We start from the raw sequence: 18,307 nt of genomic DNA, 5'->3' as shown, positions 1-18,307 counted from the left end.
GGAAAAAACATGTCAATCGAAACATCTCAACGCATAGTGATCAAAATCGGCAGTGCGTTAATCGCACCAGAGCAGGACGGTTGCCGCTCTCGTTACCTGCTTAACATTGCACAGTTTATCGTGCAGTGTCGTGCCAAAGGCAAAGAGGTGCTGTTGGTGTCATCTGGCGCTGTGGCGGCCGGATCGCACTTGTTCAAAAACAAAGACAAGAGCTCGGTGGCGGTAAAAAAAGCCATGGCGGCGGCAGGACAGACAGAAATGATCTCGACCTGGGAGCGTTTCTTTGACTTTCCGTCGGCCCAGTTATTGCTGACTCACGGCGATTTACGTGACCGCGATCGCTATAACAGTATTCGTGAAACATTGTTCACTTTACTGGAGCAAGGGATCCTGCCTATTATCAACGAGAATGATGCGGTGACGACGGACGAATTGAAGGTCGGTGATAACGACAATCTCTCAGCCATGGTGGCAGCTGCGGCTGATGCAGATTGCCTGATCATTTGTTCAGATGTGAACGGCCTGTACGACACAGATCCCAATAAAAATCCGGATGCCAGACTGCTGGACACTGTGGGTGAGCTGACCCCGGAAATTTATGCCATGACTGGCGGACCGACCAGTAGTGTAGGAACTGGTGGCATGAGGACTAAGTTACAGGCTGCTGAAAAGGCCACATCCCATGGCATTGTGACCTATATTGTGAACGGGTTTAACGAAGACACCTTCTCCGAGTTACTCAATGGGGCTAATCCTGGCACGTGTTTCCTCCCTTATGACACGCCGATGCAGGAAGCTGTGCACTGGATGACACATACCGCATCGGAGCAGGGGGAGCTGATCGTTGAAGCAAATGAGTTTGATGAACTGAGCTGTGATGACATAGTCGCAGTCAATGGTGACTTCTCGGCGGGCGAAACTGTACTGGTGAGAAACGAAGATGGTCAAAAGCTGGCCAAGGCAAACAGTAATTACAGCAGCTGTTTGCTTAACTTCATTGCCCAGCAGGATAAGGATATAGTGACCGAAAAAGTTCAGGACAGTATAGGCCCGGTCATCTCACAAAATGATATTGCAGTATTTGAGGAAAGAAAATCATGAGTTTAATTACAGAAATTGCACATAATGCTGCGCAGGCTGCAAAAACCCTGGCGCTGTTATCGACCACACAAAAAGATGCTGTTCTACGAGGTATGGCGGGCGCGCTCAGGGCCAGTATGGATGAAATCATTCATGCCAATCAGCAAGACCTGGAGGCGGCACGCGAAAACCAGTTGCCAGCGGCGATGGTCGACCGTCTGACGCTTACGCCAGAGCGCATTGAAGACATGGCACAGGGCATTGAAACCATTATCGAATTACCCGATCCGGTTGGCACAACCAGGGATTTGGGCGCGCGACCTAACGGCATTGAAATCAGAAAAATGCGCGTGCCATTGGGCGTGGTGTGTATGATTTATGAAGCCCGCCCGAATGTGACAGCAGATGCCGGTGCTTTGTGTTTTAAATCGGGCAATGGCGTGATCCTGCGCGGCGGTAAAGAAGCACTGCAAAGCTCACTGGCCATCGCCAAAGTACTGCACAGCGTGCTGGAAACTCACAGCCTGCCGACGGCGCTGATCAGCGTGATCCCAGACCCGGATCGCAGCCTGATGATGGAGTTGATGCAGCAAAAAGATTACATTGATTTGATCATTCCACGTGGTGGTGAAGGGCTGATCCAGTTCGTCACACAAAACAGTACAGTGCCGGTGATCCAGCACTTTAAAGGGGTGTGTCACCTGTATGTGGATAAAGACGCCGATCTCGACAAGGCGCTGCAACTGCTGATCAATGGTAAAACCCAGCGTACTGGGGTCTGTAATGCACTCGAAGGTTTGATTGTCCATCAGGACATCGCTGAGCAGTTTTTACCACAAGCTGCACAAGCCCTGCAGCAGCGTGGCGTTAAGATCAATGCTGATCAGGCGAGTGCCGGTTACTTCGATAATGCCACTGTACTGGCTGACGATGAGTTTGGTGAAGAATATCTGAGCCTGGAGATTGCAATCAAACAGGTTGCGGATTTCAGCGGCGCCATTGCACACATTGACCGCTTTGGCAGTCACCACACTGAAGTGATCTGTACTCAGGATCCGCAAACGGCAGAGCTGTTCCAGCGCAGCGTCGATGCATCAGTTGTTATGGTGAATGCGTCATCACGGTTCAGTGATGGTGGTCAACTGGGCTTGGGTGCTGAGATCGGGATTGCAACGACTAAGCTTCATGCCTACGGTCCAATGGGACTGGAATCGCTGACAACAGAGAAATACCTGGTTAATGGCGAAGGTCAGATAAGAGATTAGTATCTAATACCAATTTCACTTAATACCTGTTCAATTTGAAGGAGCAAATATGACGCTAACTGTGTTAAAAACTTCTTATTTAGAACCTTTACTTAAGGTATGAGTTCGCAAATTTTTGCCTTGCCTACATGGACGTAGGTACCTCAGCGATAGCAGGACGCGTGAGCGGTGTTATCGACGATATTTTCTCGCCTCAAAATGGAACACTTAATTAAGCAAATTGGTATTATTGGGTACAAGGATGTGCCCTGAAAATAGCTTAACAGACTGCCTTTTGCATGGTTTTTAAGTTTGGGATTAATTAGCAAGGAAAGGCGGAAAGTGGTGGAGCTAAGCAGGATCGAACTGCTGACCTCCTGCGTGCAAGGCAGGCGCTCTCCCAGCTGAGCTATAGCCCCACTTCCGGTGTCGATTTGACGGTGAGAATTTAAATCATTTTTCTACCCAGCGTCAAGCCTTCGACTCAAAAAACTTGCCAAGATGCTGCTTTGCTTTGTTACACTGGGCAAAAAACACAGAGAAATTTATGATACGTGTAAGTCTACTGCTTGGCGCAGCTCTGCTGCTTAGTGCTTGTATTAGTAAGCCTGAAGTGCCTCTTCTGGAAGTTGAAAGCCAGCAATTACATCAACGTGTGAACACCAAAGGGCAGGACGAATTTGCGTTTGTTGTCACGGTGAAAGCGACCCCACAAATGGATTTGGATACCAGCAAACCGGTTTCCCGGCGGGATTTAAAGCGCTTTGCGGATCAGCAAAGGGTCGAGGACTCGCCAGAGATGAAACTCAAACTGGAAGATGAAGCGGTTGTCAGGCTAAAAAAAGCACTCAGTGAGGCCCGTTACTGTGAGTCCGGCTACAAGATAGAGCGCGTGTTTTGGCGCGACCGCAGTGTACAGTTACGCGGTACTTGTCAATGAGCACTCTGACAGTCTCTCAATTGGCGGCATTGCTCAATAAGTTGGGCATTATTTACCAGGCCTATCAGCACCCACCATTGGCGACTTGTCGGGATGCTGATCGACTTGAGCTGGTGCGTGAAGGCACACGATTGAAAAACTTATTTTTACGCGACAATTACGGTCGGCAACACATCTTATTGATCACCACTGCGAATAAGCAAATTGATTTAAAGGCGTTATCCAAACAACAAGGCCTGTCTCGTCTGGGGTTTGCCTCAGACAGTCGACTGCAACAATATCTGGGCATTAAGCCTGGGTGCGTATCCGCGCTGGCGACGGTCAATGACCCCCGGCAGCATGTCCAGCTGTGGTTGGATGAGAATCTACGTGAGGCTGCTTTATGGCAATGCCATCCTTTCGAAAATGATAAAACCTGGGTATTGTCTTTGGCAGATCTTGAGTTAGTCTGGCAGCACACAGGTCATCAGCCACAGTGGCTGGCTTTACCTGAGCGTCAAACCTGAACGAGAGTGCGGCTATAGAGGAAGGCGGGCTCTGTTGGACCGAGCATAATAGTGATTTCTCCATACCAGTGACAACCCGGTGATACACACTATCAATAGAGACAGCAAAAAATAGGGCAGTCCCCAACGTTGATAGATCAGGCCCGGCAGGTAGGAGCCCAGCGCGCCGCCGCAATAATAAAACGACACATACGCGCCATTGGTGACCGTGGATTCGGCACGACTAAGTTGATTAGCAAGGGGGGCAGCACTGGCATGGATCATAAACATGCAGGCACAAAACAGGGTGAACAGTACCAGAAACAGCCAGAAGTTATGCCACAACATGCCCGCAATAGTCAGACAATACATGACAAATAAGCCACTGAGGATCTGCCACATACTGGCTTGTAGCTTACTCAGCCATGGCGTAGACAAAGATAAGCAAGCGCCAACCAGGTAACCTGTATAAACCCAGCCGATCAAACGGGGGTCACTTATTTTATAGTCATTACTGAGTATAAAGGGCAAATAGTTGAGCAATGCAGCAAAGCAAAAAAACATACAAAAAACAGCCCCGTAGAGACCTAACAAATCAGCCTGTTTGAGTGGCTTTAGATATGCCAAAGGATGATTAGCCGGACTGTTGACGAGCTGAGCTCGCCGGGGTTTTATCCATAAAGCCAGTATTATCAGGACAGCGGCATTGAGCAGATAAAAACTCTGCCAGTCAAGCCACACTGCAAAGTTTGCGGATAATGTGCGGCCAAGGTAGCCCCCGACAATGGTACTGCCAATGTACCAACTCATTGACCGCTTCAGCTGGCTATGTTGATAAGTTCGGCCCAGATAACCGGTCATTGCGGTGAGGGCGGCCGGGAGTAACAGGCCCTGCATAAAGCGTATCGCCATCATCCATTGGAAATCCTCGCTGAATGCGAAACCAATACAACAGAGTGCCAGCATCAGCATGCTGGCTTTGATGATCCGCAAAGGGTTACGTTTCGTAAATAATAACCCGTAGCAAATAGGCGCAATAGCCAGTGGCAGCATGGTCAGCGACATCAGCATACCTGCTTTGGCCGGAGCGACCTGATAAGACTCTGCAAATAAAGACAACAAGGGTTGAGGGGCGTACAACACACAAAAAATGGCAACAGAGCACAGCAGCAAGTGCGGCAGAGACATAATCTATCCATAATGACCAAATCGCGCTCAAATTATGCCTGCCGAATCACATAATTGCGAAGCAAATTACAGAAAACTTGCGTTAAATCATATTTTTTAGTGCCGACTCTGCTAGATTTTTGAGGTGCAAATTTTTTCTTCCGGAATGTTCGCCAGCAGTGGTCAAATTTGTCCACTGCGTTAAAATAGCGTCAGTCTAGTTTTATGGAGTGGCATTATGGGATCTCTACAAGATCAACTATTGAAAGCGGGCCTGACCACCGAGCACAAAGCCAAAGTTGCGAAGAGCGAAAAACGCAAAGCGCAAAAGAAAAAGAAGAAAAAAGGCGCGACCAGCGACGTCAGTGATCTGCAAAAACACATTGAGCAAACTAAACAGGCTCAGCAGCAAAAAGCGGAAGAGCTCAACAAAGCCAAACAGGCTGAGCTCAAAGAACGTGAGCAGGTTGCCAGAGTGAAACAAATCCTGGAACATCATAATCAGGATGAGATCCGTGGTAATGTGACCTTTAACTTTACTTATGAAAGTAAAATTAAAGAGCTGGATGTGAATGCACAAACTCAGCAGGCACTGGCAAAAGGTCGACTGGCGATATGCGTGCTGGAAGGTCAGTTTTATGTTTTACAAGACGAGCCGGCACGTAAGGTTGCTGAAGTCGATGAAAAGTACATTGTCTTTCATGTTGAAGATGATCAGAAAGATAAAGACGAGGATGATCCGTATGCGGACTTCGAAGTCCCGGATGATCTGATCTGGTAGGCACAGCAGCCGTACCTGTAAGCTCACCGTCATGAGAGTATGGATAACAGTGCGGCATAGACTACACTTGAATTGATCCGTTATATAAGAAGAGAAAAGATATGAGCAAGATGAAACAACTGATGTTGGCCAGTACGTTGGCCGTTGCTGCCCTATCTGCTGGTACTGCCAGTGCAGCCGATGGTAAAGCACTTTATACCGCAAAGATGTGCCAGACCTGTCATGGCGCAGAAGGTAAAGCTCCTATTATGCCTGTGTATCCTAAATTGGCTGGGCAAAATAAAGAGTACTTGTTCGCGCAGATGAAAGACATTAAATCGGGTGCACGCAGCAATGGTATGTCGGCTGCGATGAAAGCAATGACGGCAAATGTGTCTGACGCAGAGCTAGAAGCTATTGCTGATTACCTGTCAAAAGTTCAGTAATACTGACAGTAAATAAAAAAGCCACCGCTTGTCGGTGGTTTTTTGATCCACATCGACTAATGTACTTTCTCCCGAATTGAGTTATTGCATCCCGGGGATGAGTGTTTTAGACTTCTATACATCCAAAATATATTGGGCTTTATAACAAAAGGAAGGGCCATGTTTGAATTGCCGAAACTCAACGTAAAAGACAAAGTCAGTGAGCAAGAGTGGCGACTGCGTGTTGATCTGGCAGCGTGTTACCGCTTGGTGGAGCACTTTCGCTGGGGCGATCTCATCTATACACATATGTCTGCACGCCTGCCTGGCACCGATCATTACCTGGTTAATGCCTTTGGGCTGAGTTTTGATGAAGTCACGGCTTCTAATTTGGTCAAGGTTGACCTGCAAGGCAATATTCTTGATGACACTCCTTTTGAAATCAATCCGGCCGGCTTTACCATTCACAGCGCGATTCATGAAGTGCGCGAAGATGCACACTGTGTTATCCACCTGCACACTAAAGAGACCATTGCTGTTGCCAGTCTGGAAGGGGGACTATTACCTCTGAGCCAGCATAGTATGTTCTCTTTGCCTTCACTGTCTTATCACGAATACGAAGGTCTGGCGGTGAATGACGCCGAAAAAGCCCGATTACAAAATGACCTTGGCACAACCAACCATATGCTACTGGTAAATCACGGCGGCCTGACAGTCGGACCAACAGTCGGTGACGCTTTTATGCGCTTTTATGATCTGCAGCGCGCCTGTGAGATCCAGGTAGCCATTCAGGCAACAGGCAGAAAAGCCATTGAAGTGCCACAACCCATTCAGGACAATATTTATAATCAGGCAAAGGTGGTACACAGTGGTAGCACCGGTGGCCAATTAGCCTGGCCTGCCATGTTGAGAAAGGCATACCGCCTGGATCCTGGCTTTGCCGAATAGGAGTCAAAATGAAAGTTAATCGCGTCGAAGTGTTTGATATTCACTGTCCGGACAGACCAGCCTGGACCCCTGTATTTGTTCGTATTCACACCGATGAGGGGATTTCGGGAGTAGGTGAAGCCGGTCTGGCTTACGATCTGGGCCACAGTGCCGCTGCTGCCATGATCAAAGAAATGGCGGAAGCCTTTTTAATTGGCCACGACCCGTTTCAGACTGAGATGTTGTGGGCTCGCATGTTACGTGAGAGCTTCTGGGGGTTAGGTGGTGGACCTGTGGTATACGCGGCGATGAGTGCCATCGATACTGCGCTGTGGGACATTAAAGGTAAAGCGCTGAACTTGCCTGTGTATCAGCTACTTGGCGGTAAGGTGAACGACGAGCTACGCACCTATGCATCACAGCTTCAGTTTGACTGGGACAGTGAATTTAAGGCATTGGTACAGCCACACGAATATGCTGAGGCCGCTCACAAAGCACTGGCTGAAGGCTATGATGCGGTTAAAGTTGACCCTATCATGTACGACAAAGACGGTAATACTTATTACGACCGCACCAAACTGATTTCGCGCGGCGAAATGAAATTATACCGGGCACGCATGCAGGCGATCCGTGAAGCGGTTGGCGACGAAGTCGATATTATTTTTGAATGTCACAGTTTGCCAGGGGCGACCTCTGCAATTCAGATTGCTGAGATTGCCGAAGAATTTGACTGTATGTATTACGAAGAGCCGGTCAATTACCTCAACCATTCGTTACACGCCAAAGTGGCCAACAAAACAGCAGTGCCGATTGCCGGTGGTGAGCGCTTGTATAATCGCTGGGATGTACGTCCTTATTTTGAAGATCAAAGTATTGACGTTCTGCAGCCGGATATCGGTCTGTGTGGTGGCTTTACTGAGACCAAAAAGGTCTGTGACTATGCCGATATTTTTGATATCCGCATTCAGGCTCATGTCTGCGGTGGCCCGGTTGCGACGGCGGCTTCTTTGCACTTGGAAACGGCCATTCCTAACTTCCTGATCCACGAGCATCACACTTATGCGATTAAAAAGTGGAACCGGGAGTTGTGTCTTCAGGATCCACAGCCGGAAAAAGGTATGTTCAAGGTCTCTGAAGCACCAGGCATCGGCATTGAGCTAAATGACGAAGTGGTAATGCGCTCAGCCCGGGTCGAAATCAAGTAATACCAATTTGCTTAATTAAGTGTTCTATTTTGAGGCGAGAAAATATGTTCGATAACAAGGCAAAAATTTTGCTATTTAGTTGCTCTAAATGAAAAATTTTTAACACAGTTAGCGTCATATTTGCTCCGTCAAATTGAACAGGTATTAAGTGAAATTGGTATTTGGTTTAGCGTCAGACATAAAAAAACCCAAACAGTTGTTTGGGTTTTTTTAAACCAATTTGCTTACTTAAGCAGTGACTCAGTCAGCACTGGACGAATTTCTTTTACAATCGCCTGACACAGCTTAGGTGCGCCACATACGATGTTACCGCTGTTGTTGTAGTTGGCGCCGCCTGCGAAGTCCATCAGCATACCGCCGGCTTCTTTGATCAGCAATTCACCTGCCGCAGTGTCCCACGGCTTAAGACCAATTTCATAGAAACCATCGATACGGCCCGCAGCAACATAGGCCATATCCAGCGCCGCAGAGCCGGCACGACGGATATCTGTCGTCTGGATAAACAACGCTTTAAAGGCTTCAGTGTAAGCGTCCAGGTGATGCTTTTGTTTGAACGGGAAGCCCGTTGCCAATACAGAGCCCGCCAGCTCGTTACTCTTAGTAACGCGAATACGTTTGCTGTTCAATTGTGCGCCCTGGCCGCGAGAGGCTGTAAATAGTTCATCGCGGATTGGATCGTATACAACGGCCTGTTCTACGCGGCCTTTAACTTTTAGCGCGATAGAAATAGCGAAGTGAGGAATGCCCTTGATGAAGTTAGTGGTGCCATCAAGCGGGTCAATAACCCAAAGGTAATCGGCTTGCTTGCCATCGGTATGGCCAAGTTCTTCACCGACGATTGCATGCTCCGGGTAGGCTTTTAAAATTGTGTCACGGATAACCATTTCCGCTTCTTTGTCTACGTTTGTAACGAAATCGTTCGAGCCTTTTTGTGACGTCTCAACCTGAGACATATTTTCACAAGCACGTAGAATCACCTTACCCGCGTTACGCGCAGCGCGTACCGCAATGTTTAACATTGGATGCATAGCATTACCTTTGAATTGTAAAAGAACTAAAATTTTTGAGCCGGCGTATTCTAGCGATTTTTCCTGCAAAGTAAATAACCCGGCGTCAAAAAAGCTGTGCTTTTTTTAATCAACATGAATAAGTAACTCAAATTCAGGCAGTTCTGTTGATACGCCTTCGATGATTGCTTTTGCGCTTTACCAGTCTTTCTGTCACCGACTTGAGGTTGGCCCTGATTTTACTATCTGGCGAATTCGCGTTTGTGCTAAACTCCGCCATTATTTTTTTCCTGAGGCATAAGACATGGCATTAGAAGACATTCGCATTGTATTGGTTAATACCTCTCATTCAGGCAATATCGGCTCAGTTGCACGCGCGATGAAAACTATGGGGTTATCGAAACTCTATCTGGTAGACCCTGCGTGTGAGGTAGACAGTCATGCCAGCGCATTGGCGGCCGGTGCAACAGATGTACTGGGTAATGCGGTTCAAGTAGAGAAACTCGAAGACGCCATTGCAGACTGTGCCCTGACCATAGGCACCAGCGCGCGTTCTCGTACTTTATCCTGGCCTATGGTTGGTCCGCGTGAGTGTGCCCAAAAGCTGGTTGATGGTGCTGAACAGACGCCGGTTGCATTGGTATTTGGTCGCGAAAATAGCGGCTTAACTAATGAAGAATTGCAGCTATGTAACTACCACGTTTGTATCCCGGCAAACCCTGAGTATAGCTCCTTGAATCTGGCGATGGCGGTGCAGACGTTGGCTTATGAAACTCGCATGACCTACCTGGACCGCCAGGAACAACCTGTTGAGCCGGACGATGCGCAGTACCCTACGTCCCAGCAGATGGAACTATTTTACGAGCATCTTGAGTCTACCCTGAACGACACTGGCTTTATCATTAAGCAACATCCGGGCATGGTGATGACCAAGTTAAAACGCTTGTTTAACCGTGCCCGCCCGGAAGATCAGGAATTAAACATCCTGCGTGGGATTTTAAGCTCAATAAATAAATCAATAAAATAAAGAGTTAGCGTTTTGGTATGAGATATACCAAAACGCTGCAATAATCTCTTACGCAAATACTTGACTAAATTACTCAGGTAATTACAATGTCCGTAATACCTGAGGAAATTAGTCAGGTATTACGATAAGCGCAGATTAAATACGTCAGGTAAGTACCTACCTACGTGTTATCCGCATGGTGCAGGGCGATTCGTTGTTGGTTAATACTTGACTATCTTAGTCAGGTAATTACAATTTGCGCCTTGATAACTTTTCTGGGGGCACGCATGAAACTGACTTCAAAAGGCAGATATGCAGTGACAGCGATGCTGGACGTCGCACTACACGCAAATATTGGGCCCGTGCCTCTTGCGGATATTTCCGAACGTCAGGAAATTTCCCTGTCATACCTGGAACAATTATTTGCCCGCTTACGCAAACATGGCTTAGTTAGCTCTGTTCGCGGACCGGGTGGTGGCTACTTGCTGGGCCGCGACGCGCATACTATCTCGGTTGGTGATGTGATCGCTGCGGTAGATGAATCCGTAGATGCAACCCGATGTCACGGAGAAGGCGGCGGCTGCCAAAGCGGCATGCGTTGTCTGACACATACGCTGTGGTCGGACTTAAGTATGCGTATAGAAGAGTTTTTAAACAGTATTTCCCTCGCCGAGTTAGTCGCCAATTCTGATGTGCAGTCTGTTGCCACACGTCAGGACAATGGGGTTAACAGTGCAATGAAGCAATTAGAGAATATTCAAGTGAGTTGCCAGCTGTAAACTGGCGTCTAGCGGAGAAAGAAATGAAATTACCGATATATTTAGATTATGCAGCGACCACACCGGTTGATCAGCGTGTTGCAGATGAGATGATGCAGTGCCTGACGATGGATGGTAATTTTGGTAATCCAGCCTCACGTTCGCACCGTTTCGGGTGGCAGGCAGAAGAGCTGATTGACCAGGCGCGTAATGATATCGCTGATTTAATCAATGCCGATCCGCGTGAAATTGTTTTCACCTCAGGGGCTACAGAATCAAATAACCTGGCTATCAAAGGTGCGGCTAACTTCTATCAGAAGAAAGGCAAGCACGTGATCACCGTTAAGACCGAGCACAAAGCTGTGCTTGATACTTGTCGTGAACTGGAGCGTCAGGGCTTCGACGTCACTTATATGGAAGTGGAAGAAAACGGTCTGCTGGATCTGAAAAAGCTTGAAGCCGCTATCCGCGAAGACACCATTTTGATAAGCGTTATGCACGTTAATAACGAGCTGGGTGTGATTCAGGATATCGCCACTATTGGTGAGATGTGTCGCGAGCGCAAAATCATGTTCCATGTCGATGCCGCGCAAAGTGCCGGTAAAGTACAGATTGACCTGCAACAGCTGAAAGTAGACTTTATGTCTTTCTCAGGCCACAAAGTGTACGGTCCTAAAGGCATTGGCGCACTGTATGTTCGCCGTAAGCCGCGTGCACGCCTTGAAGCGCAAATGCACGGTGGTGGTCATGAACGTGGTATGCGTTCAGGTACACTGGCAACCCACCAAATCGTGGGCATGGGCACAGCTTTCCGTGTTGCCAAAGAAGATTTCGAAAAAGATCATGCGCACATCAGCACACTGCGTAAGCGTTTGCTGGACGGCGTGATGGATATGGAAGAAGTGTATTTCAATGGTGCGATTGACCAGTCAGTACCTGGCATTGTTAACCTGAGCTTCAACTTTGTTGAGGGTGAGTCATTGCTGATGGCGGTTAAAGACATTGCCGTGTCATCTGGTTCTGCATGTACTTCTGCAAGCCTTGAGCCATCTTACGTACTGCGCGCACTGGGTCGTAACGATGAGTTGGCGCACAGCTCAATCCGTTTCAGCATCGGCCGTTTTACCACTGAAGAAGAAATCGATTATACCGTTAAGCTCATCAAAGACTCGATTGGTCGTCTGCGCGAGATGTCACCGCTTTGGGAAATGTTCAAAGATGGCGTGGACTTAGATGCAGTTGAATGGGCACACCATTAAGCAAATCCGTGTATAGCAAGTTAATACTATAGGCAGGTAGTGAGGAAAGAATTATGGCGTACAGTAATAAAGTAATTGACCACGTGGAAAACCCACGTAACGTTGGGTCATTAGACAAAAACGATCCGAGTGTGGCCACTGGTATGGTTGGTGCACCGGCGTGTGGCGATGTGATGAAGCTACAGATCAAAGTATCTGATCAAGGCATCATTGAAGACGCGAAATTTAAAACCTATGGTTGTGGCAGCGCCATTGCGTCATCTTCACTGGTTACTGAGTGGGTCAAAGGTAAGACGCTTGACGAAGCCGGAGAAATCAAGAATACCGATATCAGCGCAGAACTAGAGTTGCCACCAGTGAAAATCCACTGTTCAATTCTGGCAGAAGACGCGATCCAGGCTGCAATTGCAGACTACAAGAGTAAACAGGCGAAGTAAGAGATAACTATGGCAGTGACACTGACAGAGTCGGCGGCAGGCCGAGTACAGACTTTTTTGGCCAACCGCGGTAAAGGCATTGGGCTGAGAGTCGGCATTAAAACGACCGGCTGTTCAGGTCTTGCCTATGTACTCGAGTTTGTCGATGAGCTGGACGAAGGCGATGAGGTGTTCGAAGAAAAGGGCGTCAAGATCATCGTCGATGCCAAGAGCCTAGTGTATATCGATGGCACTGAGCTAGACTACACCAAAGAAGGTCTGAATGAAGGGTTTAAATTCAATAACCCGAATCAGAAGGACGAGTGTGGCTGCGGCGAAAGTTTCACCGTTTAATCTCTCTTGTGATTAACAAATAGAAAGCCCTGCCTTGGTAGGGCTTTGCTGTATTGGATGTGTATGCGATATTTTGAATTATTCGATTTACCTGTCAGCTATCAAGTTGATCTGAGTGTTTTAAATCAGCGTTACCTTGACCTGCAACGCGCGGTTCATCCTGACAAGTTTGCCCACCTTGGCGAGCGTGAAAAATTGTTGGCGGTGCAAAAGACGGCAGAGATCAACGATGCGTTGGCAGTGCTGAAGCACCCCGTGAAACGTGCGGAATATATGTTGAGTGAACGCGGTGTTGATATCCGTGCTGAGCAACAAACCCTGCAGGATCCTGCCTTTTTAATGCAGCAAATGGAGCTGCGTGAAGCGCTGGAAGACATTCAACATAGTGGCGATCCTGAAGCGGAAATCGAGTCATTTGAAGCGCAGGCCAAACAGCTGGAACAGCAATATAGCGCCGGCTTGGGTGAGCTTTTGGCGAGCAGTGACGAAGGTGACCTGCATCGCGCGGCGGATCATATTCGTAAACTCAAGTTTGTTTATAAATTGAAAGACGAGTTGTCTCGAATTGAAGACAGCCTGTTTGACTGATACGGTGTAGCTGCATATTGCAGCGACAACCAGCTTCACCAAAGTGAAAGAGCATTATGGCATTATTGCAAATTGCTGAGCCGGGGCAGAGCGCGGCACCTCATGAACATAAACTGGCCATTGGGATAGATCTGGGGACCACGAATTCGTTGGTTGCTACGGTTCAAAGTGGCGAAACCAAAACCCTGACCGACATCAATGGCGACGCGATGTTGCCTTCTGTGGTTCGTTATCATGGCGAACAAATCATCGTCGGTAAATCGGCGCAGCAAGAGGCGGCACTGGATCCGGAAAATACCTTGATCTCAGTGAAACGCTTTTTGGGTAAAACGGCTGAAGAAATTGCCAGCAGCTATGGTCAGCTGCCTTATACCTTTGTTGAACATCAGGGCAGCCTGGCTGTTCAGACCTGTGCGGGTCCTGTCAGTCCGGTTCAGGCATCGGCTGAAATACTTAAATCACTCCATCAGCGCGCAGTTGAAAGCTTCGGTGGTGAGGATGTAATGGGGGCGGTGATCACTGTACCTGCCTATTTTGATGATGCACAGCGTCAAAGCACCAAAGATGCCGCTGAAATCGCGGGTCTTAAAGTATTGCGTTTACTGAATGAGCCAACCGCAGCGGCAGTCGCTTATGGTCTGGACTCTGGTCAGGAAGGCGTGATTGCTGTGTATGATTTAGGCGGTGGTACTTTTGATATTTCTATCCTGCGCCTGAATAAAGGTGTATTTGAAGTACTGGCCACCGGTGGCGACTCAAGCCTGGGCGGTGACGACTTTGATGCACTATTGGTGAATACCTTTAAACAGCAAACCGGATTAACCGACCTGACAGCCAAAGAGCTGCGCCTGTTCATCAACAAAGCCAAGGCGTGTAAAGAAGCGCTGACCAGCTATGAAACGGTGAACGTGAAATTGCCTGTACGTGAGCAGGAATTTACCGTGACCATCAGCCAAGCGCAGTTTGCTGAATTGGCAGAGGAATTGGTTAAGAAAACACTACGTTCGTGCCGTCGTGCGCTCAAAGATGCGGGCGTTGAAAAAGAAGAGGTGCTGGACGTGGTGATGGTGGGTGGCTCAACCCGTATGCCAGTGATCCGCAGCGCCGTCGAAACTTTTTTTGCTAAACCTCCACTGACGTCGATTGACCCAGATAGAGTGGTTGCACTGGGCGCCGCAATTCAGGCAGATATCTTGGTCGGTAACAAACCGGACTCAGATATGCTGTTGCTGGATGTGCTACCTTTATCCTTGGGACTGGAGACCATGGGTGGTCTGGTTGAGAAGATCATTCCACGTAACACCACCATTCCGGTTGCCCGCGCTCAGGAGTTCACTACGTTTAAAGACGGTCAGACGGCCATGTCACTGCATGTGTTGCAGGGTGAGCGAGAGCTGGTTGATGATTGCCGCTCTTTGGCTAAGTTCAGTCTTAAAGGCATTCCGCCAATGGCGGCAGGGGCGGCACATATTCGCGTAACCTTTAAGGTGGACGCAGATGGTTTGCTGAGTGTGTCTGCGATGGAGAAATCCACTGAAGTACAGGCTGAAATTCAGGTTAAGCCGTCATTTGGTCTGAGTGACGATCAGGTTGCACAGATGCTCAAAGATTCAATGAGTAATGCCAAAGAAGACATGCAGGCACGTATGCTTAAAGAGCAGCAAGTTGAGGCGTTACGTGTCCTCGAAGCACTGGAGGCCTCTTTGGCGACCGACAGTGAGTTGCTAAACGAGCAAGAGCTTGTAGCACTGCGTAGTGCGATGGCCGAGCTTGACAATGCACGATTAACGGCCACAGATCCACAAGCGATCAAAGCGGCAATAGAACAGGTGGATGAGGCAAGCAGCGAGTTTGCATCACGCCGTATGGATGTATCAATTAAACACGCACTGCAAGGTCAGTCGGTAGACGAGGTGTAATATGCCACAGATTATCTTTTTACCCCATGAAGAACTTTGCCCTGAAGGCGCTGCTATTGAGGCTGAATCAGGCAAAACTGTACTGGATGTGGCACTGAAAAATGGCATCAGCATTCCACATGCCTGTGAAAAATCCTGTGCGTGTACCACCTGTCACGTGGTGATCCGCGAAGGGTTTGACTCGCTTGAAGAAAGTGATGAGCTGGAAGATGATATGCTTGATAAAGCGTGGGGGCTGGAAGCCGAATCCCGGCTGGGCTGTCAGGCGGTGATTGCCGACGAAGATTTGGTTGTGGAAATTCCTAAATACAACCTCAATATCGTCAACGAAGAACATTAATCTTTGTCTCTACAGGGCCGCATTTAGCGGCCCTGTTCAGTTATGGAAGGAGCGTTTGCTATGACACTTATCACCGAACAAAACCACTCATGGGTGAATGGCAGCCCCTGGCAATCACAGCGGCAATTAACAGTGCATAACCCGGCCAACGATGCACCCATCGCGACGGTTTCCATTGCCGATCACGAGGCCGCAGAACAAGCGCTCAGCGCAGCGCTGGCATGTTTTGATATCCTTAAACAGTGCCCGGCCCAGCAGCGAGCCGAGGTGCTGACGCGCTGGTATCAGCTCATACTGGACAATGAAGCGCTGCTTGCTGAGCTGATGACCAAAGAGCAGGGCAAACCGCTGCGTGAAGCGAAAGCCGAAGTCAGATATGCCGCGGGGTTTGTGCAGTGGTTTGCTGAAGAGGCCCGGCGTGCCTATGGTGAAGTGATCCCATCACATACCTCACATCATCAGCTGACAGCGATTAAACAGCCTGTCGGTGTGGTGTTAGGGATCACGCCCTGGAATTTTCCACTGGCGATGATCACGCGCAAAGTAGCGCCGGCTTATGCAGCAGGGTGTCCGTTTATCCTCAAGCCATCAGAGGAAACGCCGCTCAGTGCTATCGCGTTGGTTAAGCTGGCGCTGCAAGCTGGATTTGAAGACGGTGCTTTTCAGGTTCTGGTAACGGATGATGCTGAGGCGCTGGTAGCTCCGTTACTGGCAAGCCCGGTGGTGCGCAAGCTGACTTTCACAGGCTCCACGTTGGTGGGTAAAAAGCTGTTGGCACAAAGTGCCGACACGGTAAAACGAACCTCGATGGAGCTTGGAGGTAATGCGCCCTTTATCGTTTTTGCAAGTGCTGATATAGGTGAGGCGCTAGCTGGCTTGATGGTTGCTAAGTTTAGAAATGGTGGACAAACCTGTGTGGCAGCCAACCGGGTTTTTGTGCATCAGGATGTACAAAAAGCGTTCACAGATGCACTCATTGATGCGGTTGAAAAACTGGTGGTTGGTGACGGATTAGAGGCGGATACAGATATCGGACCGCTGATCAACGCTAAGGCCAAAGACAAAGCGCAGAAGTTGATTGAAGATGCGCTTAACAAAGGGGCTCAGCGGGTTTATAAGGGAGTTGCCGGAGCCGGCAACTTTATGGCACCGACTATCTTACTGGGTGTTACCGAGGAGATGGATATTTACCATCAGGAGATTTTTGCGCCAGTTGTTAGTGTTATTACATTTGATGACGAACAGTCTGTAATACGTCAGGCCAATACTGTTAATGAAGGGTTGGCCGCCTATTTCTATTCTCAGGATGTGTCTCAGATCCATCGGGTGTCGATGGCACTTGAATATGGCATGATTGGTATTAATGAAGGAGCGATTTCGAACCCAGTTGCCCCGTTTGGTGGTATGAAGCAATCTGGTCTGGGGCGCGAAGGAGCCAAAGAAGGGCTTCTGGAATTTCAGGAAATCAAATACCTGTGTCAAAAGTTTCATGAATGATTGTTCCGTAAACTGGAACTTTTATTTAGACCCATTGTTGGCAGTGCGAGTAGAGCCGTGGCTTTATTCGCATAGAAATGCGATTAAATCAATAAAATTCAATGTCTTAGTCTCTTTTCTCTCACCGTTTTGTGATATTTAAAGCGCGATGGTTATCTCACTTTTTACAACGACTTTTAATTTATGTCGAAGCTATGTACACTAGCCGTTTAAATTTTGATTGGCTGGAAATTGTCTATGTACACTGGGAAGGAACCGAGTCTGGTGATCCTGGCTGCGGGTCTGGGCACCCGGTTTGGTGGTAACAAGCAAATAGCACAACTGCCCGACTTTAACTGCACCATCATGGAGCTGAGCATTCAGGACGCACATGCAGCCGGGGTTCGTCACGTAGTCTTGGTCATTAACCGTTTGATTAGGCCATTGATAGAGCAGCAAATTTTACCGCGGCTTTCGGGCGACCTGCAGGTTGAGCTGGTCGAGCAAGCCATCATGGATGTGCCGCTGCGTTTTAACGACAAAGCCTTGTCACGCCAAAAGCCTTGGGGAACCGGTCATGCACTGTTGTGTGCTAAACCTCATATCCCTGGCGCAGCTATTGTGATAACGGCTGATGACTATTACGGCCCAGGTGCTTTTAAGCAATTGGTTTGTCACTTTGCAGGGCCAGAGCAAAGTGACATGGCTATTGTTGGCTATCCCTTAGCGCAAACTTTGTCACAACAAGGTGGCGTAAATCGAGGAATATGCCAAACTCACAAAGACTGGTTATCAGAAGTTGTTGAATATCTGGATATTCAACAAGGTTATGATGGTCTGTCGGGTAATTCGCCTGAAGGTAGCCGGGTTAAGTTGTCGGCATCTGCGCTGGCTTCGATGACTTGCTGGGGGTAACGCAAACCTTGTTATCGCAGCTTGAAGCAGAGTTTT

20 protein-coding genes and 1 tRNA gene are annotated in these 18,307 nt (G+C 48.4%); 18 read left to right on the top strand and 3 right to left on the bottom strand.

Translation table 11 applies throughout. The annotated features are described in order from the left end of the window. Positions 1–9: 9 nt before the first annotated feature. Both proB and ELR70_RS21285 read left to right on the top strand, forming a co-directional pair. The gene (gene proB, locus ELR70_RS21290; RefSeq protein WP_054015973.1) at positions 10–1,101 is read left to right on the top strand and encodes a glutamate 5-kinase; all 1,092 of its coding nucleotides are present in this window, start codon (positions 10–12) and stop codon (positions 1,099–1,101) included. Then, the gene (locus ELR70_RS21285; RefSeq protein ID WP_054015972.1) at positions 1,098–2,345 is read left to right on the top strand and encodes a glutamate-5-semialdehyde dehydrogenase; all 1,248 of its coding nucleotides are present in this window, start codon (positions 1,098–1,100) and stop codon (positions 2,343–2,345) included. Before proB ends, ELR70_RS21285 begins: the two co-directional genes overlap by 4 nt. Positions 2,346–2,667: 322 nt before the next feature. Here ELR70_RS21285 and ELR70_RS21280 read toward each other — a convergent pair. After that, positions 2,668–2,743: transfer RNA gene (locus tag ELR70_RS21280), tRNA-Ala, on the bottom strand. A 128-nt stretch (positions 2,744–2,871) separates the two neighbouring features. Between ELR70_RS21280 and ELR70_RS21275 the strand changes: the two genes are divergently transcribed. Further along, complete coding sequence (locus tag ELR70_RS21275; protein ID WP_054016059.1) at positions 2,872–3,264, top strand: hypothetical protein; 393 nt, start codon at positions 2,872–2,874, stop codon at positions 3,262–3,264. Continuing rightward, a complete protein-coding gene (locus tag ELR70_RS21270) occupies positions 3,261–3,770 on the top strand; it encodes a prolyl-tRNA synthetase associated domain-containing protein (RefSeq protein WP_054015971.1) in 510 nt (169 codons plus the stop codon). Before ELR70_RS21275 ends, ELR70_RS21270 begins: the two co-directional genes overlap by 4 nt. Before the next feature lie 12 nt (positions 3,771–3,782). Here ELR70_RS21270 and ELR70_RS21265 read toward each other — a convergent pair whose 3' ends face one another. Continuing rightward, complete coding sequence (locus ELR70_RS21265) at positions 3,783–4,937, bottom strand: MFS transporter (protein ID WP_054015970.1); 1,155 nt, start codon at positions 4,935–4,937, stop codon at positions 3,783–3,785. Between the two features lie 217 nt (positions 4,938–5,154). On the opposite strand from ELR70_RS21265, the gene ELR70_RS21260 reads away from it, so the two are divergent. The 4 genes from ELR70_RS21260 (at position 5,155) to ELR70_RS21245 (ending at position 8,233) form a co-directional block, all read left to right on the top strand. Further along, a complete protein-coding gene (locus ELR70_RS21260) occupies positions 5,155–5,697 on the top strand; it encodes a DUF2058 domain-containing protein (protein WP_054015969.1) in 543 nt (180 codons plus the stop codon). A gap of 101 nt (positions 5,698–5,798) precedes the next feature. Then, entirely contained in the window at positions 5,799–6,122 is a 324-nt protein-coding gene (locus tag ELR70_RS21255) for a c-type cytochrome (protein WP_054015968.1), read from the top strand. A gap of 159 nt (positions 6,123–6,281) precedes the next feature. Continuing rightward, on the top strand, positions 6,282–7,049 hold the full coding sequence (locus ELR70_RS21250; RefSeq protein WP_054015967.1) for a class II aldolase/adducin family protein: 768 nt from the start codon (positions 6,282–6,284) through the stop codon (positions 7,047–7,049). A gap of 8 nt (positions 7,050–7,057) precedes the next feature. Further along, a complete protein-coding gene (locus tag ELR70_RS21245; protein ID WP_054015966.1) occupies positions 7,058–8,233 on the top strand; it encodes a mandelate racemase/muconate lactonizing enzyme family protein in 1,176 nt (391 codons plus the stop codon). A gap of 224 nt (positions 8,234–8,457) precedes the next feature. On the opposite strand, the gene suhB is transcribed toward ELR70_RS21245, so the two are convergent. After that, on the bottom strand, positions 8,458–9,261 hold the full coding sequence (suhB, locus tag ELR70_RS21240) for an inositol-1-monophosphatase (protein WP_054015965.1): 804 nt from the start codon (positions 9,259–9,261) through the stop codon (positions 8,458–8,460). Positions 9,262–9,544: 283 nt separating this feature from the next. Here suhB and trmJ point away from each other — a divergent pair, with 283 nt between their 5' ends. From trmJ to ELR70_RS21190, 10 genes are all read left to right on the top strand, one after another. Beyond that, positions 9,545–10,267, top strand: coding sequence for a tRNA (cytosine(32)/uridine(32)-2'-O)-methyltransferase TrmJ (gene trmJ / locus ELR70_RS21235; protein WP_054015964.1), 723 nt, complete (start codon positions 9,545–9,547; stop codon positions 10,265–10,267). 266 nt (positions 10,268–10,533) lie between these two features. Next, complete coding sequence (iscR, locus tag ELR70_RS21230) at positions 10,534–11,025, top strand: Fe-S cluster assembly transcriptional regulator IscR (RefSeq protein ID WP_010384014.1); 492 nt, start codon at positions 10,534–10,536, stop codon at positions 11,023–11,025. A gap of 23 nt (positions 11,026–11,048) precedes the next feature. Then, entirely contained in the window at positions 11,049–12,263 is a 1,215-nt protein-coding gene (locus ELR70_RS21225) for an IscS subfamily cysteine desulfurase (protein WP_054015963.1), read from the top strand. Positions 12,264–12,316: 53 nt separating this feature from the next. Then, on the top strand, positions 12,317–12,700 hold the full coding sequence (iscU, locus tag ELR70_RS21220; RefSeq protein ID WP_054015962.1) for a Fe-S cluster assembly scaffold IscU: 384 nt from the start codon (positions 12,317–12,319) through the stop codon (positions 12,698–12,700). Between the two features lie 9 nt (positions 12,701–12,709). Further along, positions 12,710–13,033, top strand: coding sequence for an iron-sulfur cluster assembly protein IscA (gene iscA / locus ELR70_RS21215; RefSeq protein WP_054015961.1), 324 nt, complete (start codon positions 12,710–12,712; stop codon positions 13,031–13,033). A 63-nt stretch (positions 13,034–13,096) separates the two neighbouring features. After that, positions 13,097–13,621, top strand: coding sequence for a co-chaperone HscB (gene hscB / locus ELR70_RS21210; RefSeq protein WP_054015960.1), 525 nt, complete (start codon positions 13,097–13,099; stop codon positions 13,619–13,621). A gap of 56 nt (positions 13,622–13,677) precedes the next feature. Further along, the gene (gene hscA / locus ELR70_RS21205; protein ID WP_054015959.1) at positions 13,678–15,540 is read left to right on the top strand and encodes a Fe-S protein assembly chaperone HscA; all 1,863 of its coding nucleotides are present in this window, start codon (positions 13,678–13,680) and stop codon (positions 15,538–15,540) included. A gap of 1 nt (position 15,541) precedes the next feature. Then, the gene (gene fdx, locus ELR70_RS21200; protein ID WP_010384025.1) at positions 15,542–15,880 is read left to right on the top strand and encodes an ISC system 2Fe-2S type ferredoxin; all 339 of its coding nucleotides are present in this window, start codon (positions 15,542–15,544) and stop codon (positions 15,878–15,880) included. Positions 15,881–15,940: 60 nt separating this feature from the next. Further along, positions 15,941–17,377: an NAD-dependent succinate-semialdehyde dehydrogenase gene (locus ELR70_RS21195; protein ID WP_054015958.1), complete on the top strand. Its 1,437-nt coding sequence runs from the start codon at positions 15,941–15,943 to the stop codon at positions 17,375–17,377. A 237-nt stretch (positions 17,378–17,614) separates the two neighbouring features. Next, the gene (locus tag ELR70_RS21190) at positions 17,615–18,271 is read left to right on the top strand and encodes an NTP transferase domain-containing protein (RefSeq protein WP_347232130.1); all 657 of its coding nucleotides are present in this window, start codon (positions 17,615–17,617) and stop codon (positions 18,269–18,271) included. Positions 18,272–18,307: the final 36 nt, after the last annotated feature.

This window comes from Pseudoalteromonas sp. R3, assembly GCF_004014715.1.
Classification (GTDB): domain Bacteria; phylum Pseudomonadota; class Gammaproteobacteria; order Enterobacterales; family Alteromonadaceae; genus Pseudoalteromonas.
The sequence above is the reverse complement of the archived record's forward strand: the minus strand, read 5'-3'. Positions and strand labels throughout refer to the sequence as shown.